This window comes from Paenibacillus sp. FSL P2-0089 (genome assembly GCF_038595095.1).
Lineage (GTDB): Bacteria > Bacillota > Bacilli > Paenibacillales > Paenibacillaceae > Paenibacillus_AQ > Paenibacillus_AQ silagei.
In genome coordinates this window covers 6,192,535-6,217,935 of sequence record NZ_CP152006.1, presented here as the reverse complement: position 1 = coordinate 6,217,935, position 25,401 = coordinate 6,192,535, and the positions used below count along the sequence as shown (strand labels likewise).

At 50.0% G+C, this 25,401-nt stretch carries 16 protein-coding genes, 16 tRNA genes, 2 rRNA genes and 1 pseudogene; 28 read left to right on the top strand and 7 right to left on the bottom strand.

Features of this window, described 5'->3' with window-relative positions; translation table 11 throughout:
• The first annotated feature begins 23 nt into the window (after positions 1-23).
• The 4 genes from NST69_RS26205 to NST69_RS26190 all read left to right on the top strand — a co-directional run bounded on the left by NST69_RS26205 (position 24) and on the right by NST69_RS26190 (position 4,936).
• The gene (locus NST69_RS26205; protein WP_340957987.1) at positions 24-497 is read left to right on the top strand and encodes a GNAT family N-acetyltransferase; all 474 of its coding nucleotides are present in this window, start codon (positions 24-26) and stop codon (positions 495-497) included.
• 37 nt (positions 498-534) lie between these two features.
• Complete coding sequence (locus tag NST69_RS26200; protein ID WP_340957988.1) at positions 535-2,463, top strand: DUF4097 family beta strand repeat-containing protein; 1,929 nt, start codon at positions 535-537, stop codon at positions 2,461-2,463.
• Between the two features lie 125 nt (positions 2,464-2,588).
• The gene (gene perR / locus NST69_RS26195; protein WP_209880018.1) at positions 2,589-3,020 is read left to right on the top strand and encodes a peroxide-responsive transcriptional repressor PerR; all 432 of its coding nucleotides are present in this window, start codon (positions 2,589-2,591) and stop codon (positions 3,018-3,020) included.
• Between the two features lie 194 nt (positions 3,021-3,214).
• Complete coding sequence (locus NST69_RS26190) at positions 3,215-4,936, top strand: glycosyl hydrolase family 18 protein (RefSeq protein WP_340957989.1); 1,722 nt, start codon at positions 3,215-3,217, stop codon at positions 4,934-4,936.
• A 126-nt stretch (positions 4,937-5,062) separates the two neighbouring features.
• Here the strand turns inward: NST69_RS26190 and NST69_RS26185 are convergent, their stop codons facing one another.
• Positions 5,063-5,428, bottom strand: coding sequence for a DUF2614 family zinc ribbon-containing protein (locus NST69_RS26185; RefSeq protein ID WP_076080530.1), 366 nt, complete (start codon positions 5,426-5,428; stop codon positions 5,063-5,065).
• A 129-nt stretch (positions 5,429-5,557) separates the two neighbouring features.
• Between NST69_RS26185 and NST69_RS26180 the strand changes: the two genes are divergently transcribed.
• From NST69_RS26180 to NST69_RS26090, 19 genes are all read left to right on the top strand, one after another.
• On the top strand, positions 5,558-6,433 hold the full coding sequence (locus tag NST69_RS26180) for a nucleotidyltransferase-like protein (protein WP_209880024.1): 876 nt from the start codon (positions 5,558-5,560) through the stop codon (positions 6,431-6,433).
• A gap of 433 nt (positions 6,434-6,866) precedes the next feature.
• A 16S ribosomal RNA gene (locus tag NST69_RS26175) occupies positions 6,867-8,428 on the top strand.
• 250 nt (positions 8,429-8,678) lie between these two features.
• A 23S ribosomal RNA gene (locus tag NST69_RS26170) occupies positions 8,679-11,603 on the top strand.
• Together the 16S and 23S rRNA genes with 16 tRNA genes alongside form the textbook arrangement of a ribosomal RNA operon.
• Positions 11,604-11,665: 62 nt before the next feature.
• Positions 11,666-11,741: transfer RNA gene (locus tag NST69_RS26165), tRNA-Asn, on the top strand.
• A gap of 3 nt (positions 11,742-11,744) precedes the next feature.
• Positions 11,745-11,834: transfer RNA gene (locus tag NST69_RS26160), tRNA-Ser, on the top strand.
• A gap of 37 nt (positions 11,835-11,871) precedes the next feature.
• Positions 11,872-11,946, top strand: a tRNA-Glu gene (locus tag NST69_RS26155).
• 20 nt (positions 11,947-11,966) lie between these two features.
• Positions 11,967-12,042, top strand: a tRNA-Val gene (locus NST69_RS26150).
• Positions 12,043-12,074: 32 nt separating this feature from the next.
• Positions 12,075-12,151 (top strand) — tRNA-Met (locus NST69_RS26145).
• A 4-nt stretch (positions 12,152-12,155) separates the two neighbouring features.
• Positions 12,156-12,233: transfer RNA gene (locus NST69_RS26140), tRNA-Asp, on the top strand.
• Positions 12,234-12,365: 132 nt separating this feature from the next.
• Positions 12,366-12,441: transfer RNA gene (locus NST69_RS26135), tRNA-Phe, on the top strand.
• A gap of 15 nt (positions 12,442-12,456) precedes the next feature.
• Positions 12,457-12,532, top strand: a tRNA-Thr gene (locus NST69_RS26130).
• Positions 12,533-12,538: 6 nt separating this feature from the next.
• Positions 12,539-12,624 (top strand) — tRNA-Tyr (locus tag NST69_RS26125).
• Positions 12,625-12,630: 6 nt separating this feature from the next.
• Positions 12,631-12,704: transfer RNA gene (locus tag NST69_RS26120), tRNA-Trp, on the top strand.
• 27 nt (positions 12,705-12,731) lie between these two features.
• Positions 12,732-12,807, top strand: a tRNA-His gene (locus NST69_RS26115).
• 48 nt (positions 12,808-12,855) lie between these two features.
• Positions 12,856-12,931, top strand: a tRNA-His gene (locus NST69_RS26110).
• 20 nt (positions 12,932-12,951) lie between these two features.
• Positions 12,952-13,026, top strand: a tRNA-Gln gene (locus NST69_RS26105).
• A gap of 6 nt (positions 13,027-13,032) precedes the next feature.
• Positions 13,033-13,107 (top strand) — tRNA-Gly (locus NST69_RS26100).
• Positions 13,108-13,115: 8 nt separating this feature from the next.
• Positions 13,116-13,189: transfer RNA gene (locus tag NST69_RS26095), tRNA-Cys, on the top strand.
• Positions 13,190-13,221: 32 nt separating this feature from the next.
• Positions 13,222-13,300: transfer RNA gene (locus NST69_RS26090), tRNA-Leu, on the top strand.
• Positions 13,301-13,495: 195 nt separating this feature from the next.
• Here NST69_RS26090 and NST69_RS26085 read toward each other — a convergent pair.
• Together NST69_RS26085 and NST69_RS26080 are read right to left on the bottom strand one after the other, a co-directional pair.
• Positions 13,496-14,992 carry a monooxygenase gene (locus NST69_RS26085; RefSeq protein WP_340950352.1) on the bottom strand — a complete coding sequence of 499 codons (1,497 nt, stop codon included), beginning with the start codon at positions 14,990-14,992 and terminating at the stop codon, positions 13,496-13,498.
• 24 nt (positions 14,993-15,016) lie between these two features.
• Positions 15,017-15,472: a RidA family protein gene (locus NST69_RS26080; protein WP_235192044.1), complete on the bottom strand. Its 456-nt coding sequence runs from the start codon at positions 15,470-15,472 to the stop codon at positions 15,017-15,019.
• A 235-nt stretch (positions 15,473-15,707) separates the two neighbouring features.
• Here NST69_RS26080 and NST69_RS26075 point away from each other — a divergent pair, with 235 nt between their 5' ends.
• Both NST69_RS26075 and NST69_RS26070 read left to right on the top strand, forming a co-directional pair.
• Positions 15,708-16,184, top strand: a complete 477-nt coding sequence (locus NST69_RS26075) for a MarR family transcriptional regulator (protein ID WP_340950353.1) — start codon at positions 15,708-15,710, stop codon at positions 16,182-16,184.
• A gap of 59 nt (positions 16,185-16,243) precedes the next feature.
• Positions 16,244-16,441, top strand: a pseudogene (locus NST69_RS26070) (thiamine pyrophosphate-binding protein); the annotation flags it as partial.
• Between the two features lie 262 nt (positions 16,442-16,703).
• Here NST69_RS26070 and NST69_RS26065 read toward each other — a convergent pair.
• Positions 16,704-17,273: a TetR/AcrR family transcriptional regulator gene (locus tag NST69_RS26065; protein ID WP_340950355.1), complete on the bottom strand. Its 570-nt coding sequence runs from the start codon at positions 17,271-17,273 to the stop codon at positions 16,704-16,706.
• A 165-nt stretch (positions 17,274-17,438) separates the two neighbouring features.
• On the opposite strand from NST69_RS26065, the gene NST69_RS26060 reads away from it, so the two are divergent.
• Positions 17,439-18,398, top strand: coding sequence for a carotenoid biosynthesis protein (locus NST69_RS26060; protein ID WP_340950358.1), 960 nt, complete (start codon positions 17,439-17,441; stop codon positions 18,396-18,398).
• Between the two features lie 155 nt (positions 18,399-18,553).
• Here NST69_RS26060 and NST69_RS26055 read toward each other — a convergent pair whose 3' ends face one another.
• Both NST69_RS26055 and NST69_RS26050 read right to left on the bottom strand, forming a co-directional pair.
• Positions 18,554-19,534, bottom strand: coding sequence for a serine hydrolase (locus NST69_RS26055; protein WP_340950360.1), 981 nt, complete (start codon positions 19,532-19,534; stop codon positions 18,554-18,556).
• A 175-nt stretch (positions 19,535-19,709) separates the two neighbouring features.
• Positions 19,710-20,630: an aldo/keto reductase gene (locus tag NST69_RS26050; RefSeq protein ID WP_340980310.1), complete on the bottom strand. Its 921-nt coding sequence runs from the start codon at positions 20,628-20,630 to the stop codon at positions 19,710-19,712.
• A gap of 154 nt (positions 20,631-20,784) precedes the next feature.
• Here NST69_RS26050 and NST69_RS26045 point away from each other — a divergent pair, with 154 nt between their 5' ends.
• Both NST69_RS26045 and NST69_RS26040 read left to right on the top strand, forming a co-directional pair.
• Positions 20,785-21,180 carry a MerR family transcriptional regulator gene (locus NST69_RS26045; protein WP_083685759.1) on the top strand — a complete coding sequence of 132 codons (396 nt, stop codon included), beginning with the start codon at positions 20,785-20,787 and terminating at the stop codon, positions 21,178-21,180.
• A 108-nt stretch (positions 21,181-21,288) separates the two neighbouring features.
• A complete protein-coding gene (locus tag NST69_RS26040; protein WP_340950362.1) occupies positions 21,289-24,354 on the top strand; it encodes a glycoside hydrolase family 2 TIM barrel-domain containing protein in 3,066 nt (1,021 codons plus the stop codon).
• Positions 24,355-24,404: 50 nt separating this feature from the next.
• On the opposite strand, the gene NST69_RS26035 is transcribed toward NST69_RS26040, so the two are convergent.
• The gene (locus NST69_RS26035; RefSeq protein WP_340950365.1) at positions 24,405-25,286 is read right to left on the bottom strand and encodes a helix-turn-helix domain-containing protein; all 882 of its coding nucleotides are present in this window, start codon (positions 25,284-25,286) and stop codon (positions 24,405-24,407) included.
• Positions 25,287-25,401 lie beyond the last annotated feature (115 nt).

The following is a 25,401-nucleotide window of genomic DNA, read 5'->3' as shown; positions in this document are numbered from 1 at the left end:
CAGTATATAAGGGGAATGTACGGATGGATACAATAGTGAAGCTGAATCTGCAGGATGAGATCACGCTGGATGAGCTATGGAGCCTTCAGCATAAGGCATACCGCCTGGAGGCGGAGATCATCGGGTTTCGTGACATACCGCCGCTGCTGGAGACGAGGGACATGCTCAGCCGGGTTACAGAGGAGTTCTACGGCTGCTTCGATGAGACGGAGGAGCTGCTCGGCGCTGTTGCAGTCACCCAGGAGTCTCCCGGCAAGCTAACCGTTACCCGGATGATGGTCAGCCCGGACCATTTCCGCCAAGGCGTGGCCGGAAGACTGTTAGAATTTATCTTTGTCCGTTACGCGGAGATGGAGCAGTTTATCGTATCTACGGGGAAGCTGAACCTTCCGGCAGTGACGCTCTATACCAAGCACGGGTTCATTCCTGTCGGGTCCGAAGAGGTGGTTCCTGGAGTAGAGCTGCTGGAATTCCACCGGACAAGCAGGCTGAAATGACAAGTACATCCCAATTTAGAAAGGAGGAGTACCGAGAATGAGTTCCGGCCATCAGAATCATGAGGAGCTTTCCGTGCGGGAAGAAGAGAATGAGGCAGGCTTGCCGCTGTCTGAAGCTGACGTAGAATTGAACCATCCCTACATCCCTCCCCGTCCCAAACGCCGTCCGCGTAAACGTAAATTTATAGCCGGCCTGCTTGCTGCAGTGCTTCCCGGCACGGGACATCTCTATCTCGGGCTGCTCCGCAAAGGGGTTTCTGTCATTTTCCTTATTGTGCTGGATATTGTGGCATTGCTGTATTTCTCATCTATCGGGATGCAAATCAATGTACCGCTGCTGATTTTACTGGGGCTGCTGATTCCGGTGTTATACTTCTATAATGTGTTTGACGCGCTTCAGAACGCAGACCTGATTCTGCGGTTTCCTGTTGAGCATGATCTTGAAGAGCTGGAGACCATCCAGTCCGGTACAACAACCTCAAGACGCCGGGTAAGGATCAGCGAGCCGGGGATTTCCTTTGGCCTCCTGCTGCTTATCGGCGGGGCGATGCTCTTTCTTTTCCAGCAAAAGCCGCCCTGGCTTCGGGGATTCATTGAGACCTCTGCCGGTGCTGCCGTTGCAGTGGTGCTGATAGGCCTCGGCCTTCTTATGGGGATCAGAGAGATGGCCAGGGACTCCATAGCGCGTCAGGACAAGGAGCGGAAGAAGCGGCGGATCGGCAGATATACAGCCTCAGTAACGCTGGCTGCTGTCGGAATCCTGCTTCTCCTGGACTGGCGTGATGGAACAGATTATATGATGCTGCTGCTCAAATGGTGGCCTATCATTCCGGTATTATGGGGAGTAGAGTATCTGCTGATCTATATACTTTTCCGCCGTCTGAAGCAGAGCGGTACTGCCGGAAGAGCGCGGATGGATCTGCGGGGATTGTTCTCTGCGGTAATACTGGCTGCCTGTGTGTTTATTGTAACCGAGCAGGAGCACTATCTGCATCTGTGGAACAAGGTGAGTCTTAACCTGACCGTGGCGGCAGTCGATTACGGGGAAGCGGAAGGAAGCTCATATCAGAAGGCTCCGCTGATGGTTCCGGTGGAACTGAACACCTCCAAGGTCAATATTGACGCTATTAATGGAGACATTCTCATTCACCGGGCTGCTGTGGAGGATATTGAGATTACGGCAACCGTCTGGGTAGACCAGCTGGACGGGGTGCAGGCGGAAGCCATAGCGGACCAGTCCTTTGTCGAGGTGACGGAAGGTACGACAATCAAGATCACACCCCAGAGTAAGGCGTACGGTGAATCCGGCAAACGCCAGCCGCGGATCAACCTGGATATCTCCCTGCCGGAAGACCGGCGGTTCGACCTGAACGTCCGTACGATGAATGGCGGAATTACCCTGCAGAATGTGGAAGCCATTGCCGACATCTCGCTGGAGACCGGGAACGGGGAGCTGATTCTGCACCGCATTTACGGCAATGTAAAAGGTAAAACCTTAAACGGTGCGGTGCGCACCAGAGATGTCCTGGGCAATGTGGAGCTGGGGACAAGCGGAGGCGATATGGGGGCTTGGGACGTTAGAGGTGCCCTGAAGCTGTCAACGGCGGTCGGCAACATCACGGCATATGACAGCGGGGATGTGCTGGATCTGTCCACGAAGAATGGCAATGTGGAGGTATCCGGAGCAAGATCCAAGCTGCATGCCGAATCCCTGAACGGCCGGATCAGCATCCGCTCCGGGGATTTCGGGGGAGACTGGGATGTGTACAGTGCAGTGGGGGATATTGAACTGTTCCTGCCGCTAACAGGTAATTATACGGTGGAGGGCTCCAGCGGATATGGAGATATCGTAACAGACCTGCCAGGGCTCGTGATTGACAAAAAAGTGCTTTCCGGCCAGATTGGAACCGGTGAATTCAAGCTGCGTGTAGACGGAAACAGCAATTTAAATGTGAGCAAATATTGAAATAAGGAATTTTTATTATATAATAATGAATATAATGTAATGACTTCATTGACAACGTTGAAAGCAGAGTCATACAATTACATTAGAATTATTATTAAGTTGTATAATTAAAGGCGGTGGCATGGATGGGTAGTGGCGTACAGCATGCATTGGAGCAACTCAAGACAACCGGTGTCCGTATTACGCCTCAGCGTCATGCGATTCTAACGTATCTGATGGAAGCGATGAATCATCCTACAGCAGACGATATTTACCGGGCACTTGAGCCTCAGTTTCCGAGCATGAGTGTGGCAACTGTGTATAACAATCTTAAGATGTTCATGGAAGCAGGTATGGTCCGTGAGCTGACCTACGGTGATAATTCCAGCCGTTTCGACGCCAATGTATCTGATCACTATCATGTTATCTGCCAGGAATGCGGCAAGATTGAGGATTTCAGCTATTCCACTCTTCATGAGGTAGAGCAGCAGGCCGAACGGGCCACAGGCTTCAAGATTCATGGATTGCGTATGGAGCTGTACGGTGTGTGCAAAGGCTGCGGCGAGAAGCAGCACTGAATGGAATGATACCTATAAGCGTGTAGAGTCCGAATGCGGATTCTGCACGCTTTTTTATATGAAGAGAGAATCAAGCTGTTACAAAAATACAAACCTTCCAAGAGATTCGCGCAACCAAGCTCGCCTGCATGGCGTATACTTAACAGAAGTGTTGCCTGCTTTTAAAATTCAACGAATGGTTTGGAGGACCTATTTTGGACAGAAGACAGAGACAAAGACGCGTCACAAAGCGTGGAAGTCTTACTCGCCGCTTATTGGGACTTGTCATCATAGCCGCCGCAGCCTTTTGGGTTGTTTATTATGTACTGCCGAACCGCCAGCATCTGGACCCGGACTGGAAGGGGCTGGACAAGCCGATTTTTGTGAAGGGACAGCTTACAGGCTATTCAGCATCGGGTACGGGGGACGGACTGCTGTTACCGCTGCCTTTTTTGCAGGAATATGTAGATCCTTCTATCCGCTATGAAAAAGAGAGCAAATCAGTCATCCTCTCAACGGACAGCAGTCTGTTGTACATGCAGGAGGAATCCAAGGCCGCAGCTCTGAACAATGAACCTCTGCAGCTTCGGCTTGCTCCCGAGGTTAAAGATAAAGTGACCTATCTTCCGGTAGACACACTGGAGAATCTGTACGGCTTCGAGATCGAAGAGGATACGAATACCGGTGCAGTGCTGCTAATGACTGCAGGTGAATCGGTGCCGCTTGGCAAGGTGAAGGGCAAAGAAGGCGGGAAAACGAAAGCCCTGCGCAGTGAGCCCTCGGTGCATGCACCGATTTTGGCGGATATGAATCCTGGGGATGTTGTACGGATCTGGAACACGGACACCAAGGACTGGGTATACGCTCAGCTTGATAATGGTTATTCGGGCTACGCCAAGGCGGATGATATTACCGTAGACGGTACCCGAACTGTAGAGAAAAAGCCCGCAATACCTACGCGCGCGGAGCGCAGCTGGAAGGATAAGCCGGTAAACATGTTCTGGGAAGCCGTGTATGAACGCAAGCCTAATCCCGCCAAATTCGCAGCCTTGCCTGGAATTAATGTGGTTAGCCCCACCTGGTTCAGCATTATTGATGTGAAGGGGAATGTGCGTAGCCAGGCGGACCGCTCTTATGTAGATTGGGCGCATAATCAGGGGATGGAGGTATGGGGGCTGCTGAGCAACAGCTTTGAACCCGATTTGACCACTGAAGCCTTATCCACGTATGACAATCGGATGAATGCCATTGTGCAGATGCTTAAGTATGCAGACCTGTACAATTTAGACGGGATTAATATCGACTTCGAGAATGTGTACACCAAGGATGGACCGAACGTAACGCAGTTCATGCGGGAACTGAAGCCGATGGCCCAGAGCCGTAATCTGATTGTTTCTATTGATGTTACGCCGAAGTCCAAGAGCGAGATGTGGTCCCTGTTTCTCGACCGTCCGGCGCTTGCCGCCGTGTCCGACTTCCTGATTGTAATGGCCTACGACGAGCACTGGGCAGCCAGTCCGGTTGCAGGATCAGTAGCCTCTTTACCGTGGGTTAAGACCTCTATGAACCGGATTATCGAGGAGGATAAGGTGCCAGCAGAGAAGTTAATTCTGGGAGTGCCACTCTATACGCGGATCTGGACGGAAGCCACCGAGAAGGGCAAGACCAAAGTAAGCTCCAAGGCCGTCAGTATGAATGCGGTCAAGGAGATCATCGCTGAGAAGAAGCTGACACCGGTATTCGATAAGGAAGCCGGACAGAACTACGTGGAGTATAAGGAAGAGGATGTTCTCCGCAAAATCTGGATCGAGGACACCACCTCGCTCACAGCCCGGGTAGAGCTGGCCCAGTCCTTGAAGCTGGGCGGTGTGGCAGCCTGGAACCGTAGCTTTGCCAGTCCGGAGGCATGGGAAGCATTGAAGGGAATTATTAAATAAGATGATTTCATTAAAAAAAGGTGTTGTCCTACAGTGGACAACACCTTTTTTGGCAGACAATACTATTCTTACATTACCTTGTCTCTAAATAAATGCATAATGTCAGTAAGCACTGCTTGGAGAGGATTAGTGTTTCAGTTGCTGGGTTTCAAGCTCTTCGGCAGTAATGGTAGCTTGTGCAGGGTCCATGGTGAGGATGGTGTGGCAGAACATGCAGCGGTCGGTTTTGCCCAGCATTTTGGTCAGCTTATGGCACTCCGGACATTCCACCTGAACCGCACTGGTTGAGAGCATGCCCGCCCAAAAATAAATAGCCAGACTGGCCATCATGGAGACGAGTCCAATGACAAGACCGACAGCAGCAACGACTTTGCCGGCAGAGCCCCAGAATACAATACCTGCGGTTCCCATGATCATGAGACCCATGCCAAGCATGGTCAGAAGCAGTCCCCAGGTGCGAAAAGCATTGATTTTGGCCGATTTAAATTTCATGAGTACGATCTCCTAACTGAAATATAGTTCGGTTGTTCAGGAGGAACTGGCATGAATATGTAGAATAAGCTTTATGTATAGAGATTATAACTGACGGACGCAAAATCGCCAAATTTGATGGAGGGAAGCATGGAACTGTCCAATTTGACCCTATTAAGCGGGGAGACTTTTGAAGAGAATGTTCTTGGAGCCGTTGCTTGGCGGCAAAGAGGAGACGCCACGTTTCAAAGTGCGCTGCTGCACGATTTTGATATGGTGGTCCTTCTGCTGCATGAGGAACAGGAGACGGAACGCATCATAACCCATAGCATTGCTGGTGATAAGCGGACACAATCGGTGCATGTAGGTCTATCTGCATTGGAACGTGCTGTTATGGCCGGAGATAACAACGAGCTTCTTAGCAGCCTGATATCCGGAGAGGTACTCTGGGACCCGAAGGGGATCTTGGCGGAGATGCGTAAGCAGCTCACCCAGTTTGAGGGCCCGCTCAAAGAACGGGTGCTGTTCATGGAATTCTCCCGTTTTTTACATATGTATATTAAGTCCAAGCGTTATATTGAAGCAGGCTGCACCATGGATGCCTATAATTGCGTACTCATTGCCTTGTATCATTGGGCGCGCATTGAAGTGAGTGAAGCGGGGTATTTCCCGGAACCGGCAGTATGGGGACAGGTGAAAAGCTTGAACTCCCCGGTCCATAAGCTATATGAAGAGTTGACTATCAGCACAGAGACACTGGACCAGAGAATTGAACTGATTCTGCTCGCCTGTGAATTTGCCCTTATGTCAAAAATGGAGGATTGCTGTATCATGCTGCTTCATATCCTGGGCAGCCGTAAGGAGGCGTGGAGCATTAAGGAGCTTCTGCAGCATTCGGGGCTCAGCCCGCTCCAGGCAGAGTTGCCGCTTGTGCTTCGCAAGCTGGTATCCCGTTCATTAATTCGGGAGATCGCCTCGTGGGCAGTGGATGCCGGGGATGGTCATGCCATTCGTTATACCCTTTAAGTTAACAAATCGCCTACTGGCGGTAACAGCTCTATATAGATAGCATTAGCGGGAGAATGGAGAGGGTGAGTGTACTCTCTTTTTTTATTTGTCCAGGTTTGCAGAAGAGCTGAAAGGAAACTGAATATTAAGGGTTGACTAGGGTGCAGTTCTTATGATAAATTATAACTCGTCCCTCTGACATAACGATGCGCAGCAATGCAGTCGTAAATCAGCCGAAAAAAGAAATTAAAAAAAAGGTTGACTAAAACGAGGGCGCTGTGATATATTATAAAGGTCGCTGCTGAGACAAAAAACGGCGACGAAAGATGAGCTTGATCTTTGAAAACTGAACAACGAGTGAGTATCGGAGATCACTTCAGTGAGATCCAAAAATGAGAATGTAAATTCTCGTCAGATGTTTCAAAATGAGCAATCGCTCTTTCTAAATACCAATTTGGAGAGTTTGATCCTGGCTCAGGACGAACGCTGGCGGCATGCCTAATACATGCAAGTCGAGCGGAGTTTGAGAGGAAGCTTGCTTCCTTTCAGACTTAGCGGCGGACGGGTGAGTAACACGTAGGCAACCTGCCCTCAAGCCTGGGATAACTACCGGAAACGGTAGCTAATACCGGATAATTTCTTTTTTCTCCTGAGAGAAGAATGAAAGGCGGAGCAATCTGCTGCTTGGGGATGGGCCTGCGGCGCATTAGCTAGTTGGTGGGGTAACGGCCCACCAAGGCGACGATGCGTAGCCGACCTGAGAGGGTGAACGGCCACACTGGGACTGAGACACGGCCCAGACTCCTACGGGAGGCAGCAGTAGGGAATCTTCCGCAATGGGCGCAAGCCTGACGGAGCAATGCCGCGTGAGTGATGAAGGTTTTCGGATCGTAAAGCTCTGTTGCCAGGGAAGAACGTCCGGTAGAGTAACTGCTACCGGAGTGACGGTACCTGAGAAGAAAGCCCCGGCTAACTACGTGCCAGCAGCCGCGGTAATACGTAGGGGGCAAGCGTTGTCCGGAATTATTGGGCGTAAAGCGCGCGCAGGCGGTTATTTAAGTCTGGTGTTTAAACCTTGGGCTCAACCTGAGGTCGCACTGGAAACTGGGTGACTTGAGTACAGAAGAGGAAAGTGGAATTCCACGTGTAGCGGTGAAATGCGTAGATATGTGGAGGAACACCAGTGGCGAAGGCGACTTTCTGGGCTGTAACTGACGCTGAGGCGCGAAAGCGTGGGGAGCAAACAGGATTAGATACCCTGGTAGTCCACGCCGTAAACGATGAGTGCTAGGTGTTAGGGGTTTCGATACCCTTGGTGCCGAAGTTAACACAGTAAGCACTCCGCCTGGGGAGTACGGTCGCAAGACTGAAACTCAAAGGAATTGACGGGGACCCGCACAAGCAGTGGAGTATGTGGTTTAATTCGAAGCAACGCGAAGAACCTTACCAGGTCTTGACATCCAACTAACGAAGCAGAGATGCATCAGGTGCCCTTCGGGGAAAGTTGAGACAGGTGGTGCATGGTTGTCGTCAGCTCGTGTCGTGAGATGTTGGGTTAAGTCCCGCAACGAGCGCAACCCTTGACTTTAGTTGCCAGCAGGTGAAGCTGGGCACTCTAGGACTGACTGCCGGTGACAAACCGGAGGAAGGTGGGGATGACGTCAAATCATCATGCCCCTTATGACCTGGGCTACACACGTACTACAATGGCCGGTACAACGGGAAGCGAAGCCGCGAGGTGGAGCCAATCCCAACAAAGCCGGTCTCAGTTCGGATTGCAGGCTGCAACTCGCCTGCATGAAGTCGGAATTGCTAGTAATCGCGGATCAGCATGCCGCGGTGAATACGTTCCCGGGTCTTGTACACACCGCCCGTCACACCACGAGAGTTTACAACACCCGAAGTCGGTGGGGTAACCCGCAAGGGAGCCAGCCGCCGAAGGTGGGGTAGATGATTGGGGTGAAGTCGTAACAAGGTAGCCGTATCGGAAGGTGCGGCTGGATCACCTCCTTTCTATGGAGAATCGTCTTCTGCAATGAAGACATTCAAATCGGAAGCTTTGCTTCCACTAATAGAACCCTTGGGTTCGAATACTCACTCGTTGGTCAGTTTTGAGAGTTTAAGCTCTCATCTTTAAACTTGATCCTTGAAAACTGGATACCGAAACGAATTTGCGTTTTAGAACATTCCTTTAAGCTGAACTTGTGTAAACAAGTTTCATATTAATGGCGATACTAGCGATTTTCCTTAGGGAAAACGCATTGGTTAAGCTACTAAGAGCACACGGAGGATGCCTAGGCGCCAGGAGCCGACGAAGGACGTGGCGAACAACGAAACTGCCTCGGGGAGCTGTAAGCAAGCTTTGATCCGGGGGTGTCCGAATGGGGAAACCCAGCTGTGGTAATTCGCAGTTACTCATTTCTGAATACATAGGAAATGCAGAGGCAGACCAGGGGAACTGAAACATCTAAGTACCCTGAGGAAGAGAAAACAATAGTGATTCCGTCAGTAGCGGCGAGCGAACGCGGAACAGCCTAAACCAAGGGGCTTGCCTCTTGGGGTTGTGGGACGTCTCACATGGAGTTACAAAGGAATATGGTAGGCGAAGAGGTCTGGAAAGGCCCGCGATAGAGGTAAAAGCCCTGTAGCCTAAACTGTGTTCTCTCCGAGACGGATCCCGAGTAGTGCGGGGCACGTGAAACCCCGTATGAATCCAGCAGGACCATCTGCTAAGGCTAAATACTACCTGGCGACCGATAGTGAAACAGTACCGTGAGGGAAAGGTGAAAAGCACCCCGGAAGGGGAGTGAAATAGAACCTGAAACCGTGTGCTTACAAAAAGTCAGAGCCCTTTCTATGGGTGATGGCGTGCCTTTTGTAGAATGAACCGGCGAGTTACGTTTAACATGCAAGGTTAAGGTGAGAAGCCGGAGCCGCAGCGAAAGCGAGTCTGAATAGGGCGACTGAGTATGTGGACGTAGACCCGAAACCGTGTGATCTACCCCTGTCCAGGGTGAAGGTGCGGTAACACGCACTGGAGGCCCGAACCCACGCATGTTGAAAAATGCGGGGATGAGGTGGGGGTAGCGGAGAAATTCCAATCGAACTCGGAGATAGCTGGTTCTCCCCGAAATAGCTTTAGGGCTAGCCTCGGTGAATGGAGTGGTGGAGGTAGAGCACTGATTGGGTGCGGGGCCCGCAAGGGTTACCAAGCTCAGTCAAACTCCGAATGCCATTTACTTCTTGCCGGGAGTCAGACAGTGAGTGCTAAGATCCATTGTCAAAAGGGAAACAGCCCAGACCATCAGCTAAGGTCCCCAAGTGTGTGTTAAGTGGGAAAGGATGTGGAGTTGCACAGACAACCAGGATGTTGGCTTAGAAGCAGCCACCATTGAAAGAGTGCGTAATAGCTCACTGGTCGAGTGACTCTGCGCCGAAAATGTAACGGGGCTAAACACACCACCGAAGCTATGGCTAGATGCTTTGCATCTGGGGTAGGGGAGCGTTGTATGTAGGTTGAAGGTGTACCGTAAGGAGCGCTGGACAGCATACAAGTGAGAATGCCGGTATGAGTAACGAAAAGATCAGTGAGAATCTGATCCGCCGAAAGCCCAAGGTTTCCTGAGGAAGGCTCGTCCGCTCAGGGTAAGTCGGGACCTAAGGCGAGGCCGACAGGCGTAGTCGAAGGACAACAGTTTGAAATTACTGTACCACCGTAATCCGCTATGAGCGATGGGGTGACGCAGGAGGGTAGTGACGCGGACTGATGGATGTCCGTCTAAGCAGTGAGGCTGGTGTGCAGGCAAATCCGCACATCGTAAGGCTAGGCTGTGATGGGGAGCGAAAATTATAGTAGCGAAGGTCATGATCTCACACTGCCAAGAAAAGCCTCTAGCCAGGAGAAGGTGCCCGTACCGCAAACCGACACAGGTAGGCGAGAAGAGAATTCTAAGGCGCGCGGAAGAACTCTCGTTAAGGAACTCGGCAAAATGACCCCGTAACTTCGGGAGAAGGGGTGCCTCGGTAGGGTGAATAGCCCGAGGGGGCCGCAGTGAAAAGGCCCAAGCGACTGTTTAGCAAAAACACAGGTCTGTGCGAAGCCGCAAGGCGAAGTATACGGGCTGACGCCTGCCCGGTGCTGGAAGGTTAAGGGGAGCGGTTAGGAGCAATCCGAAGCTGTGAACCGAAGCCCCAGTAAACGGCGGCCGTAACTATAACGGTCCTAAGGTAGCGAAATTCCTTGTCAGGTAAATTCTGACCCGCACGAATGGCGTAACGACTTGGGCGCTGTCTCAACGAGAGATCCGGTGAAATTTTAATACCTGTGAAGATGCAGGTTACCCGCGACAAGACGGAAAGACCCCATGGAGCTTTACTGCAGCTTGATATTGAATTTGGGTACGATCTGTACAGGATAGGTGGGAGCCGTGGAGGCAGGAGCGCAAGCTTCTGCGGAGGCGCCGTTGGGATACCACCCTGATCGTATCTAGGTTCTAACCTAGTGCCCTCATCGGGTACGGGGACCGTGTCAGGCGGGCAGTTTGACTGGGGCGGTCGCCTCCTAAAGAGTAACGGAGGCGTTCAAAGGTTCCCTCAGAATGGTTGGAAATCATTCGCAGAGTGCAAAGGCATAAGGGAGCTTGACTGCGAGACCTACAAGTCGAGCAGGGACGAAAGTCGGACTTAGTGATCCGGTGGTACCGCATGGAAGGGCCATCGCTCAACGGATAAAAGCTACCCTGGGGATAACAGGCTTATCTCCCCCAAGAGTCCACATCGACGGGGAGGTTTGGCACCTCGATGTCGGCTCATCGCATCCTGGGGCTGAAGTAGGTCCCAAGGGTTGGGCTGTTCGCCCATTAAAGCGGTACGCGAGCTGGGTTCAGAACGTCGTGAGACAGTTCGGTCCCTATCTGTCGTGGGCGCAGGAAATTTGAGAGGAGCTGTCCTTAGTACGAGAGGACCGGGATGGACGTACCGCTGGTGCATCAGTTGTTCCGCCAGGAGCATGGCTGAGTAGCTACGTACGGACGGGATAAGCGCTGAAAGCATCTAAGCGTGAAGCCCCCTCAAGATGAGATTTCCCAGTATGTAAGACCCCTTGAAGACGACGAGGTAGATAGGTTGGAGGTGGAAGTGCAGCAATGCATGGAGCTGACCAATACTAATCGGTCGAGGGCTTATCCAAACTTTTAACACGCAGATTCGTTTCGGATTCAGTTTTCAGGCGATCAAGCCTGATATGTATATTCCCTGATAGCTCAGTTGGTAGAGCACTCGACTGTTAATCGAGTTGTCACAGGTTCGAGTCCTGTTCGGGGAGCCATATGGAGAGGTGTCCGAGTTTGGCCGAAGGAGCACGATTGGAAATCGTGTAGGCGCCACAAGCGTCTCGAGGGTTCGAATCCCTCTCTCTCCGTAGCGTTACTTTTCACTGAATACTTTTTACACAGCATGGCTCGTTGGTCAAGGGGTTAAGACACCTCCCTTTCACGGAGGTAACATGGGTTCGAATCCCATACGAGTCACCATTTTTTTGGAACTGATACATGGAGGCTTAGCTCAGCTGGGAGAGCATCTGCCTTACAAGCAGAGGGTCGGGGGTTCGAACCCCTCAGCCTCCACCATCTATCTTAACCGAATAGATTTTGTTCAATGACGCGGGGTGGAGCAGCCCGGTAGCTCGTCGGGCTCATAACCCGAAGGCCGCAGGTTCAAATCCTGCCCCCGCAACCAATTTGGAACCGTGGTGTAGTTGGCCTAACATGCCTGCCTGTCACGCAGGAGATCGCGGGTTCGAATCCCGTCGGTTCCGCCATTTTTAATGGCGTAAGGGATGAGAAATCCCTGGGTTCGTTGAAGCATAGGCATCGTAAGGAATACTTCGCAATCTCGTAACGGAGTGAAGAGTATCCCGTCGGTTCCGCCATCTTTACAAAATTACTTTTATGGCTCGGTAGCTCAGTCGGTAGAGCAAAGGACTGAAAATCCTTGTGTCGGGGGTTCGATTCCCTCCCGCGCCACCATACACAACTTAATATGCCGGTGTAGCTCAATTGGTAGAGCAACTGACTTGTAATCAGTAGGTTGGGGGTTCAAGTCCTCTCGCCGGCACCATACCGTGGAGGCTTAGCGAAGTGGCCAAACGCATCAGACTGTAAATCTGCTCACGTACGTGTTCGGTGGTTCGAATCCATCAGCCTCCACCATTTTTTAGGGGCATAGTTTAAAGGTAGAACAACGGTCTCCAAAACCGTTGGTGTGGGTTCAATTCCTGCTGCCCCTGCCAAGTAATTTCATATAAAAGAATCATATGGCGACCGTGGCGAAGGGGTTAACGCACCGGATTGTGGTTCCGGCATTCGTGGGTTCGAGACCCATCGGTCGCCCCATTTCTTTTATAAGAATTACATAGCAATACAACTTAAAAGCTTCACATGGCGACCGTGGCGAAGGGGTTAACGCACCGGATTGTGGTTCCGGCATTCGTGGGTTCGAGACCCATCGGTCGCCCCATTTTCTTTTAAAAAATATATTGGGGATTAGCCAAGCGGTAAGGCAACGGACTTTGACTCCGTCATTCATAGGTTCGATTCCTATATCCCCAGCCATTATATGCGGACGTGGCTCAGCGGTAGAGCATCGCCTTGCCAAGGCGAGGGTCGCGGGTTCGATTCCCGTCGTCCGCTCCATTTCATGTGGTGCCATAGCCAAGTGGTAAGGCAAAGCTCTGCAAAAGCTTTATCCCCAGTTCAAATCTGGGTGGCACCTCCATTATTTTTTTTCTGGAATTTATATATGTGTACGCCGGCGTGGCGGAATGGCAGACGCGCTCGACTCAAAATCGAGTGGGAAACCGTGGAGGTTCGAGTCCTCTCGCCGGTATTATTTTTAGTAAGAACAGCCCATTAGATTTTTCATCTAATGGGCTGTTCTTATTTTTCTGGATCATTTCCCTACCGCAAAAGTTCCTCCAGTCGCCAGCTCCGCCGGCCGGTCAAGGATAACCAGCGCCACCGGAGTTCCTTGGCTTCGATCCTAGCAAGACAACACTGCGTGATTTTAGTTTATCCCGAATTACTACACGGTAATGTCTCCGCACCAGCGAATGATTCCTTCTTTTATGGTTTGAATTGGATTTGGATCGGATAGAGAAATCGCCCAGGCAATATGTCCATCCGGCCGAATAAGCGCCGTGTGGACGTCGTTCCAATCCGCGTCAGCCTCAGCTAAAGAGGCATGTACAACTTGAAGGTTGCTATACGTTTCCCATTGACCGCTATTCTGTTCATTAGAATGGAAATGCAACAGAAGAAAAGTACCTTTGTGCAGGAGTGGATAGGAGTTAATTAATTGCCCATCTTTCAGCTTTAAGCTTAGATCTTTGAAACGTTTCCCGTTTAAAGGATGGGAACGCGCTTCGGCGTCGGGTGCATAATGTACGTCCAGGGCGGAAATTTGTGCAGCGATTTGATAATTAGCCTCCGGTATTTGAATCAGATTAGCCAGCATGCTTCGCAGTTCCGTGATGAGAGGCGTCACGTCCAGAAGCAGGGTTTGAACCTCGGTATTCCGGAGCAAGGCCGTATTCCATGGAAAACGTTCGGCATGATAACTGTCTAATAGCCAGTCTGGAGCCCAGCCTTTGATTGCTCCTGCAAGCTTCCAGCCTAGGTTCATCGCTTCTTGTAAGCCGACGTTCATTCCCTGTCCACCAGCGGGAAAATGAATGTGCGCCGAATCTCCCGCCAAGAACAATCGACCATTCCGATAGCGTCCCGCTTGCCGTGTAGCATTTCCAAATCGGGACATCCATTTCACATCGTTCAATCCCAGGTCGCTTCCGGTCGTACGGATGAGCGATGAACGAAACTCTTCCAATGTAACGCTCTCATCCTTGGAGACGTTACGTCTCTCCATATCGATCATCAAGACTCGATAGATATGATCATGTATTGGAATGATGCTGACCAATCCTTGTTCTGTAATTCGGGATATGACACTCATAGGAGCCAAATCAGATAGAACGGCATCCCCCAGAATAGCCGTGAAGGTCGCATCTGTACCTTCAAAGGATATATTTGCGTGTTTGCGAACCAAGCTTCTGGCTCCATCCGTACCTACCACATAAGCTGATCTTAACGTTGTTTCTCCATGCGGTCCCGCGATCTTAACGTTGACCCCATTCTCATCCTGATGCACAGACAGAGCCTCAACCTCTCTCAAGACCTCCGCGCCAAGACTAACAGTCCAGTCCTCCAGGACCTTCTCCGTCTCACTCTGCGGTAAAAAGAGGGTATGATTGGAAGAAGAATCCAACACCGAGAAATCCAAAGGAGTATCTAATCCGGCGAAATGTCCTCTCGAAAGTAAGCGGCCTTGCTTGATTAATTGTGATTTCACTCCACGCATATCTAATATTTCAAGCGTGCGTGGATGTACGGTAAGCGCACGTGAATATGGGGTTGTCTCCTTTAGTCGCTCAATGACGCATACCTTTACACCGGCTAAGGCCAATTCTCCAGCCAACATCATGCCGACAGGACCGCCACCGATCAGGATGACTTCATATTTCATATCAATAACCTCTTTCCTTATACATTATGGGAAGATCACGATAGCGTCTATTTCGATAAGCCATTCAGGATCGGCTAGTGCTTGAACGCCTATATAGGTACTTGCTGTCTTCGGCCAGTTAGGGCCAAACACATGAAATCCGGCGTCAAAAATAATCGAAATCAAATCCGGGCTGTGGTTAACAACAAAAATATTCATTTTTGCAATGCACAAGGGATCCGCTTGCACGGCTTCCAATGCATACTTAAGATTGGTGAACACTTGAATCGCTTGCGCGTAATAGTCCCCTGAACCGATCAATGCTCCTGATTCATCTACAGAAACCTGACCTGAGATGAAAGCCAGTTTTGAGGCAGTAGTTACCACGACATGAGAAATTACAGATGTAACCTTGTCCGTCAATATCTTCGGATTCACAATTTCCATAGGCAGGTAGGCTCCATTCCCATATTTATAAATCTTCTCTTGAAAAGTGGTCAAGTATTTCCAGTAAACCTCCTTCATCAATTATTGTTTCGTTGGAACCTTTTTTACTGCCTGTTAAAACAAGTGTGATGAAAATTATATTCTAATTTTGTTTCATATGAAACAATATCAGTTTACTTTGTTGCTATTTGTTCTGTCAACCCTAATATAAATAAGTGTATGAACATTTGTTTCACAGAGAACAATATATGATATAATAATAAAAACAAGTTTAGGAGCCAGTATAATCATGGATACTGCCAATAAGAACAAAACCGCCATTCATAAATTTTTCGTTCAGTTTCTTGAGCAAAAAGAGCAATATGAAACCCGAATAACTGCCACATACCTGGAGGATATCCGGAAACATATTGAATCGGAATTCAGCTTGAATATGACGGAACTGCACATCATTGCGTGCATCGGTGAGCAGGAGCCGATCAATCTCACTTCCATCGCGGAGAGAATAAATTTAAGCAAAGGAAATACCTCCAAAATTGCAAATAAATTACTAAAGGCAGGTTGGGTTCGAAAAGCCCAGCTCAACGACAACAAAAAGGAAGTGTATTTTCGGCTAACGTCTGTCGGCAAAAAGCTATTTGCTGCTCATGATGAGCTTCATGCGAAGGAAAAGCAAAGAATGTACGAATTTTTGGGGAAATATAACGAAAGCGAGCTTGAATTTATTAAACAGTTGTTTGGAGATATGGTTGACTTCTATCGCTAACTTACCTCTCATCTGAGCATAAAGGGGTTAACTTTTTATTTTGCAAAGGAGGCTGCCCCATGGAACAGCAATTAGGAATGACGAATGAAACAACCATGCCAGCAGGGGAATATATCACCGGTTCGGAGGTGCTTTTGCGCGGCTTGCTGCAGGAAGGCGTAGAGTGCGTACTCGGTTATCCTGGCGGAAATGTGCTCTATATTTATGATGCGATGGTACATCAGCCGGATTTCAAGCATATCTTGACCCGGTACGAATAAGGCGCAGTCCTTGCGGCGGACAACCTCAGTCGTGAATTGAAATTCACATAATATGATAAGCAAGTGCTGGAAAAGATATCCGATGTCTACAGCCATGAATGGCCCTTCCAGCCTAATAGATAAATGAGCTTTCAGCGAAAGAGGCCGCACTTTTACAAGCAGCAAAAGATCAACCGGATCAGTCGGAATGAAATTGAATGTTGGCAAAAGAGCAGGGGAGCGGCCCGCAAAAAAGAGGGACCGCTTCATTTTTTATGATTTATAATTCCTCGGAATAAAAAGCCTTGGATACAGCCTCTGTGGCTTTATCAATAAAAGCTGCAACTTTACTCGGGCTTTCCTTCAGGCCACTACTCACCCACTTTTTAATAATGGCTATACTGCCATGAGCGGTAAACGTATACCAGGACTCAAATAATTGCGGATCAAAATATTTTAATTCCTGCTTCCATCGCTCAATCGTTAAATCGTGACTGATATAAAGGATCCTTTCTAATAATTCTTTATCGCCATGCTCGGAGAACAGAACCTCACATATTGTTTTATTCGCTTTTATATACTTACATAATTCATAAGATAGCTTTTGAGGGTTTGAAGAACTAATTCCAAGTTGCTTAATTTCTTCGTAAAGATCATTTTCGATCGTTGCAAGAAGCTCAAACTGATTCGCATAGTGTGAATAAAAGGTGTTGCGGTTAATCCCTGCTTCTCTGCAAATGTCGGTCACTGTAACTTTATTGATTGACCGTTCTGTCAGCAGCTTCAACAAGCTTTCTTTGATCACCATTTTTGTATATCTCACTCTATGATCTGTTTTTTTGTCTTCCATATTATCCTCCCAATTTAAAATAATAAAATAGTAAATGAACAAATCTAATGTGATTTGTATGATAACTAACATATCTCAATCGAACAGCCTGTTGTTTAAGTAACACAGTGAAATTATAATTTACTTGAACGTTCAATTCAAATTCAACTTAAATGGAGGTAAAATATGGGTGATATAACTGTCGTACCTGTATGGATAATTCAAGATATTAGCGTCTTAATTGCTGCTGTTCTAATGGTTTTTTATATCCTTGATAAGGAAACGCATCCCAAAACAGTTCTGCTGCAATTTCTTGGTTTTGTATTTTTTTACGCCGCCGTTTTTGAAATTACTGCTTCATCGCTTGGGGAAGGTTTCTACGCCTATGGGCGGAGTATCTTAATGTTATTTAATATACCGATTACTGTTCCTATTATTGAGTTTCTGATCATTTATTCCACTTTGCGTGTTCTGAAGTCTGTAAATATACCGTCCTGGACTAAACCCTTTATTACGGGCTTGAGCGCTATGGTATTTGACTTTTCACTCGATCCGGTGGCCGTTAAACAGATTTTTGAGACCATGGATGGAACCATTGCAAGATGGACGTATTATCCGCTGGCCGGGGAACCTCAGATCTATGGGGAACCCGTGATGAATTTTACAGGATGGATTTATATCGCGGGGTATTGGACAGTCTTTATTCTGATAGGGGAATGGTGGCATAAAAAGAAAGGCTACAGTAAAACCGTTGGTTACATCTATCCGTTTCTGGCGGCCCTTGCGTCATTGGCTTGTATGTTCTCACCGTTATCTAACTTCTTTAATTATATGGGGCCGTTCTTCGAAAGAACCTCTAATATGCAATGGGTGAATTTGATTGCACTTTCTGTAATTACAATCGGAGTTTTAGCATTAGCTTTCCTAAAGCTCTGGGACCGGAAGGTTAATTATTCAATCACTCCCAAAAAAGATTTTCCGATCATGTTTACGTTCTTAGGTTTCCCTCTGGTTAACACTATTTTTTGCCTTATAGGAGGTTTCACGGAAGTCTTGTGGCTGGTCGTTCTGGCTCAGATCATATTAATGTTAGCCTGGATTGGAATTTATAAGATGGGTAAAAAAGCAAGCCCAATCGCGAGGTAGTTAAAGAAAACACCGCCAGCTTTAGCCCAAAGAGGTCTAAAGTCTGGCGGTGTTTTTTTGCCTTCTTCGTTAAGGCAGAACATTCCCGGCTGCGCGGTAAATCTCATACCATTCCTCGCGGCTGAGGGTGATGTCCGAGGCTTTGGCGATATCGGTTACTCCTTTGTCGGCTCAAACAACGGTAGGATATACTTTGTAATCAATTCAATTCTGTCCTTCGCACGCGGCATGAAACGAGAAGCAATCGTAACTACGATTTTCTTGTTGGGATTTACGTAAATCGCATTTCCGCCGTCGCCCAAAGCCGCATAACAACCTTGTCCCTCATTGTTAACAATCCACCATAAATACCCGTAAGGTAACTCTCCCCATCGGCTGTTTTCTTGGGTACTGTCCTTGATCCATTTTGCGGATAGCATTCGCTTACCGTTCCACAAACCTTCATTTAGGTATAGCTGACCGATCTTTGCCATATCCAAGGGGGTTAAGGTAAGTCCCCAACCGGCGGTGCTCGTTCCTTTGGGATCTATGATCCAACCATTAACAAATTTATCTTTGAGGAACGCCAAATACTCTTCTTTACAATGTATATTCGCATTAGGGGGCGCTTTGATTCCCAACGGTTCAAACAGATGTTCTGTGGCAAAATCAAGTACAGATTGGCCGGTTGCATTGGTGAGGATTCCCGACAGGACCTGTAGGCCGATTGTGGAATACTTGAATCCTCCAGGATCGTCCTTGCCACCCAACAAGTCCAGCGCAGCTTTGGTCCAATCCTCGCTGGTATAGACTTTTGTATATGGCTCCGACTTGTATTTATATGGTGCGGTCATTGTCAGTATATTTTTAATTGTGATATTCTGTATCATTTTTTCACCGCGTTTGACCGTGTAATCAGGAAAAAATTCCAATACTTTCTGGTCAATGCTATTAATATAGCCTTTGTCTATGGCAATGCCGATCAGTGCAGACACAACGCTCTTCGTCACCGATGCAATATGTATCGGATCGTTAGCGGTGTAGCCGTCAAAATAGCCTTCATATACCTTTTCGCTGCCGAGCAGTACTACAATACCAGCAATATTGCCATACTCTGTTTTAATCAGATTCTCGAAATCTAGAATTCTGTTATTCATAGTTGTTCTCCTTCTAAATATAAGTACATCGATGTCTGTGAAAAGCGTATTATGATATAAAATTTTTTGCAAGAGCCTATTATAAAACTTGCTTGAAGTCATGGGTGCAATACAAAAAGACCCGCAACCCCCTTTCTAAAGAGGATTTGCAGGTCTTTCATACAGATGGTCTGGTTTAAGGCAGCACATTTCCCGCTGCGCGGTAAATTTCGTACCATTCCTCGCGGCTGAGGGTGATGCTTGAGGCCTTGGCGATGTCGAGCAGGCGCGCGGTGTTGGTGGTGCCGACAATCGGCTGCATTTTGGCCGGATGGCGAAGCAGCCAAGCGGTCGCGATGGCGGTATCGGTTACCTCTTTTTCTGCGGCAAGACGGTTAATCACTTCATTCACCTTAGGGAACTTCTCGTTGCCCAGGAATACGCCCTCGAAGAATCCATATTGGAACGGCGACCAGGGCTGGATGGTCATATCGTGCAGGCGGCTGTACTCCAGGATTCCGCCATCGTGGACTACGGAACCCGCATTGGTCATGTTGACATTGAAGCCGGCATCAATCATGCCGGTAACCATGATGCTGAGCTGAAGCTGGTTGAAGAGGAGGGGCTGCTTGACATTCTTTTTCAACAGCTCAATCTGTAGAGGGTTCTGGTTGCTGACGCCGAAATGCTTGACCAGCCCTCTGCGCTCCAGATCATCGAAGGCTTCGGCTACTTCTTCCGGCTCCATCAGGGTATCGGGGCGGTGGAGGAGCAGGACATCTACATAATCGGTCTGCAGCCGCTTCAAGCTGTTCTCTACTGAGCTCACGATATGCTCCTTGGAGAAGTCGAAGAAGCCATTGCGGATGCCGCATTTGGCCTGGATCATGAGCCGGTCGCGCATGCCGGGATTTGCAGCCAGTACATCCCCGAATACTTCCTCCGCTTTGCCGCCGGCATAAATATCCGCATGATCAAAAAAGTCTATGCCGACCTCAAGGGCGCTGTGGATATGGACTTCAGCCTCTTTGGGAGACAAATCAGCGATCCGCATACAGCCGAGTGAAATCTCGGACACCTCAAGTGTACCGTTAGCCACATTAATTCTTTTTACCATTAATTATTCACTCCTTAAATGAAGGTATAGTGTAAGCTTAGACCTTAGAGTTAGGTGTAAGTCAATAGAATCATAGAGTGGCTGTTCATAGAAACGGATTGGTGTTACCTTTACATATAGGTGAAGCCAGCCATGGTTGGCAGAAAGGAGCTGCATGATGGGATACAGCATCAAAACCATAGCACAAAAAAGCGGACTGAGCCAATATACGCTGCGTTACTACGAACGGGAGGGTGTATTGCCGGTTGTGGCAAGGGATGTGAACGGTAACCGTTGCTTCAATGATGAGGATCTGGAGCTGATCTCGCTAATCTGCTGCCTGAAGGATACCGGAATGGCTATAGCGGACATTAAGCAATTCATTGCGTTCTCGCAGGAAGGCAGGGACCGTCTGCCCGATCAGCGCAAGCTGCTGCAGGAGCATAAACAGCATATCGATGAGAAGATTAAGTTCTTTCAGAGCTTTGCCCGGAAGATTGACCATAAGATCGCTTATTTCGCCTCCCTTGAGAATGAAGCGAAAGCCTCCGGAAATCATAAAACCACCTGAAAAGTAAGTTATCTGCACCGAAGTTGTGATCCGCTTCTTGGAGCCGGGGCAAACTTTGGGTAGAATAAGGAACAGATTCACTTCAAGAAGATGAAGGAGGACACTATAATGTCAGGCAATGAACCTAGTCTGGATTGGCTGAGCGATGTATCTGTATTTAAGGTGAACCGGTTGGAAGCGCATTCGGACCACCGGTATTATAGAACGATGGAGGAAGCGGAGAGACAAGCCCCCATGGCGCTGCGCCACTCTCTGAACGGAGATTGGAAATTCAGTTATGCAGTGAATGTCGCAGCCCGTGTGCAGAATTTCTATAAGACGGAATATGATACGAGAGGCTGGGGGGACATCCAGGTACCGGGTCATATTCAGCTTCAGGGGTACGGCAGGCCGCAATATGCGAATACGATGTACCCTTGGGACGGTCTGGATGCTGTAAGACCGCCGGAGATTCCGGTGAGCAGTAATACGGTGGGCAGCTATGTGAAGTTTTTTGAGGTGCCGGAGAATATGGGGAAGGGACCGGTCTTTATTTCTTTTCAGGGGGTAGAGGCGGCTTGTTATGTATGGTTGAACGGGCACTTCGTCGGCTACAGTGAAGACAGCTTCACCCCTGCGGAATTTGAATTGACACCCTATCTGCAGGAAGGAGCCAATAAGCTCGCGGTTGAGGTCTATCAGCGCTGCACGGGGAGCTGGCTGGAGGATCAGGATTTCTGGCGGTTCTCGGGGATTTTTCGTGAGGTGTATTTGTATACGGTTCCTGAGCTGCATGTACAGGATCTGCGGATTCAGGCGGGGCTGGATGCTTCCTATGAGGAAGGCAAGTTAACGGCTGAACTTCGCATGGCATCAGAGGCCGAGGCTATGATCCGAATGGAGCTGAAGAATGCGGCAGGCGCTGTGGTGGCGACAGCAGAAGGACGGGCTGTGGCGGGCAAGGCGGCTCTGAGTATGGATGCAGGCAAGGTGTTCCTGTGGAGCGCGGAGAATCCGTACCTGTATAACGTCTGTATCTCTGTAAGTAATAGCGAAGGGAAACTGGTGGAGGCGATTGTGCAGCGGGCGGGCTTCCGCGTGTTCGAGCTGAAGGACAAGCTGATGCTGCTGAACGGCCAACGGATCATGTTCAAAGGCGTCAACCGCCATGAGTTCAACCCCCGCACAGGACGGAACATCTCCAGGGAAGATATGATTAAGGATATCATCATCCTGAAGCAGAATAATATCAACGCAGTGCGGACCTCGCATTATCCGAATCAGACGCTCTGGTATGAGCTGTGTGATGAATACGGGGTGTATGTGATTGATGAGATGAATCTGGAATCCCATGGCTCGTGGCAGAAGATGGGCGCCGTTGAGCCGTCCTGGAACATCCCCGGGGATAAGCCGGAGTGGGAGGGGATTGTCATGGACCGGGCGGTATCGATGCTGGAGCGCGATAAAAATCATCCGTCGATCCTGATCTGGTCCTGCGGCAATGAATCGTATGCGGGTGAGGTCATTTTCAAGGTGTCCCATTACTTCCGCAAGGCTGATCCGGGACGGCTGGTGCATTATGAAGGAGTCTTCCATAACCGCAAATATAATGACAGCAGTGATATGGAGAGCCGGATGTATGCCAAGCCCGCCGACATTGTGGAGTACCTGGAGAATCAGCCGGATAAGCCGTATATCAGCTGTGAGTATATGCATGCTATGGGGAATTCGGTTGGAGGACTCCATAAATATATCGAGCTGGAGAGCCGTTATCCGCTCTATCAGGGCGGCTTCATCTGGGATTACATCGATCAGGCGCTGGTAGCCAAGGACCGGTACGGTGAAGAGTATCTGGCGTATGGAGGGGATTTCAATGACCGGCCGACGGACTACAGCTTCTGCGGTAACGGGATCGTCTTCGCTGACCGGACCCTTACGCCGAAGATGCAAGAGGTGAAGTTCCTCTACCAGAACATCCGGCTGGTTCCTGAAGCGGATGCCGTGACGGTGATCAACGGCAATCTGTTCGAGGGAACGGAGCGGCTGCTGCTGGAGTTCAGGTTGCTCAGAGAAGGACGGGAAATCTTCAAGGGGCAGCAGGAGCTTGCGGTTGCGGCTCAGGAAGAGGCGAGAATCTCGCTGGAACTGCCGGATGTATCCACAGCTCCAGGGGAGTACACGCTGGCGGTAAGTCTTACGCTGAAGGAAGCTGAACTATGGGCGGATTCCGGGTTCGAGACCGCTTATGGAGAGCATGTGTTCCGCGTAGAAGCAGCCGGGGCAACAGCAGGCGGGAAAAAGGCACTGCTGCCTGCGTCCGGGGAGTTCGGCGTCATTGAAGGGGATGTAAATATCGGGGTCACCGGGCGCGGCTTCTCCGCCCTGTTCTCCAAGCAGGCGGGCTCCCTGGTGTCGCTCTGCTACGGGGGGCGCGAGATGATTGCGACTCCGCCGGCTCCGCTGTTCTGGCGGGCCACCACCGACAATGACAAAGGGACTGGCCTGGGGTACCATGCCGGCGGCTGGTTCGCGGCCAGTCTGGCCCGCCAGTGTACGGCGGTCAGCCTGCACACCGAAGCAGACCGGGCTACGGTCAGCTTCGACTACGCCTTCAGCATCAGCAGTGAGCTGAAGGCAAGCATTGAATACACGGTTCATGCCGACGGCAGCGTCCGTGTCCGGATGGTCTACACCGGAGCAGACGGCTTGCCGGATGTGCCGGTAGTGGCGGTATCCTTCCGGATGCCGGCAGACTACGAGGCCTCCGAGTGGTATGCCCGCGGACCGGAAGAGAACTATAGTGACCGCGCATATGGAGCGCGGCTCACCCGCTTCCGCCGTAAGGTGACGGAGCTGCCGTCACCGTATCTGGTACCGCAGGAATCCGGCAACCGGACGGGCGTCCGTGAGGTGAGCATCACGGACAGCCGAGGGTATGGGCTGCAAGTTCAGGCGGCTGCGGGCCAGCCGCTGGAATGTACGCTGTCACCGTATACAGCGTTCGAGCTGGAGCAGGCAGCACATGCTTATGAGCTGCCTAAGGTGCACTATACGGTTGTCACCCTCGCTGCACAGCAGATGGGTGTGGGCGGGGATGACAGCTGGGGAGCGCCGGTGCATCCGGAATACCGGATCGCAGCGGGTCAGCAGCTGGAATTCGAGTTCACGCTGACGGCGGCATTGCCGGAGGCGTAATCATCACTAAGTAAACAGGCCATCAGCGTATTCTTCGCTGATGGCCTGTTTCATGAGAAGCGCTGCCGGTATTCGCGCGGCGACAACCCCTCCAGCTTCATGAAGCTGGAGCTGAAGTAGGAGGATTGGTTGAAGCCGACCTCTTCGGCAATCCGGGAGATCGGGAAGCTGGTCTGCATTAGCAGCAGCTTGCTCTGTCCGATACGGTAGCGGAGCAGATATTCCATGGGTGAACAGCCATATACCTTGTTCATGCAACGGGCGATATAGACCGGATGGAAGTTGAGGCTGTCTCCCAGCATGGCGGTTGTAATCTCTTCACGGTAGTGGGTGCGGAGATAGGAGGCGGCCTGCTCGGCACATAGGGTGGTTTGGGAGCTGCGGTGCTCCGGGTTCACAGAAGCGGCCAGCTGCTGCAGAAGATCCTGGAAGAGGAGCTGCTGCCTGAAGCGGACGGCTTCGAGGTGGGCGGTGGCCTGCAATTGCGTGAGCTGCTCCAATACCTCGTAAGCTCTGTCCGGCAGAAGTAAGTTAACAAACTGCGATAACACCAGATTGAAGGAGCTGATATCGAATAGAGAAGCGGGATGCTCTCCTGTAGTCTCAGTCAGAGTGCCGGAAGCGGACCCTGTCACCGATAAGGCGGGCAGGTCATGGAAGGTCTGAAAGTGGAGCCAATGATAGGCCGTATCCTCCTTGCAGCCTTCGGTTCCAAAGTGGTGGCAGTCGGGGCGAAGGATCAAGGCATCGCCTGCCTTCACGGTGAAGCGCTGCTCCTCCTCGCCGATATACAGGCATCCCTGCTGGACAATGAGCAAGTCAAATACCTTGATCTGCTGGCGGCTCCGGTGCTGATAGCCGGGCTGGCAGTGATTGAGGCCGCTGGCTATATAATGCGGCAGGGGAGGGATGCGGAACAGAAGCGGGTTCATGGGCTGGCCTCCTGAAGAAAGTTTGGATATTGAAAGTTTAGGTTGGAGAATTAGTACATTTCCCAGAGTATATCACCTATAATTTATTACAGGCAAGTTTAAATCGTAAGGCTGT

Excerpts from the sequence above, each read along its gene's own strand:
- NST69_RS26205 (WP_340957987.1), top strand. The coding sequence starts at position 24 with ATGGATACAATAGTGAAGCTGAATCTGCAGGATGAGATCACGCTGGAT.
- NST69_RS26180 (WP_209880024.1), top strand. The coding sequence starts at position 5,558 with ATGGAACTGTCCAATTTGACCCTATTAAGCGGGGAGACTTTTGAAGAG.
- NST69_RS26200 (WP_340957988.1), top strand. The coding sequence starts at position 535 with ATGAGTTCCGGCCATCAGAATCATGAGGAGCTTTCCGTGCGGGAAGAA.
- NST69_RS26060 (WP_340950358.1), top strand. The coding sequence starts at position 17,439 with ATGGGTGATATAACTGTCGTACCTGTATGGATAATTCAAGATATTAGC.
- perR (WP_209880018.1), top strand. The coding sequence starts at position 2,589 with ATGGGTAGTGGCGTACAGCATGCATTGGAGCAACTCAAGACAACCGGT.
- NST69_RS26035 (WP_340950365.1), bottom strand. The coding sequence starts at position 25,286 with ATGAACCCGCTTCTGTTCCGCATCCCTCCCCTGCCGCATTATATAGCC.
- NST69_RS26085 (WP_340950352.1), bottom strand. The coding sequence starts at position 14,992 with ATGAAATATGAAGTCATCCTGATCGGTGGCGGTCCTGTCGGCATGATG.
- NST69_RS26065 (WP_340950355.1), bottom strand. The coding sequence starts at position 17,273 with ATGGAAGACAAAAAAACAGATCATAGAGTGAGATATACAAAAATGGTG.
- NST69_RS26045 (WP_083685759.1), top strand. The coding sequence starts at position 20,785 with ATGATGGGATACAGCATCAAAACCATAGCACAAAAAAGCGGACTGAGC.
- NST69_RS26040 (WP_340950362.1), top strand. The coding sequence starts at position 21,289 with ATGTCAGGCAATGAACCTAGTCTGGATTGGCTGAGCGATGTATCTGTA.
- NST69_RS26050 (WP_340980310.1), bottom strand. The coding sequence starts at position 20,630 with ATGGTAAAAAGAATTAATGTGGCTAACGGTACACTTGAGGTGTCCGAG.
- NST69_RS26185 (WP_076080530.1), bottom strand. The coding sequence starts at position 5,428 with ATGAAATTTAAATCGGCCAAAATCAATGCTTTTCGCACCTGGGGACTG.
- NST69_RS26075 (WP_340950353.1), top strand. The coding sequence starts at position 15,708 with ATGGATACTGCCAATAAGAACAAAACCGCCATTCATAAATTTTTCGTT.
- NST69_RS26055 (WP_340950360.1), bottom strand. The coding sequence starts at position 19,534 with ATGAATAACAGAATTCTAGATTTCGAGAATCTGATTAAAACAGAGTAT.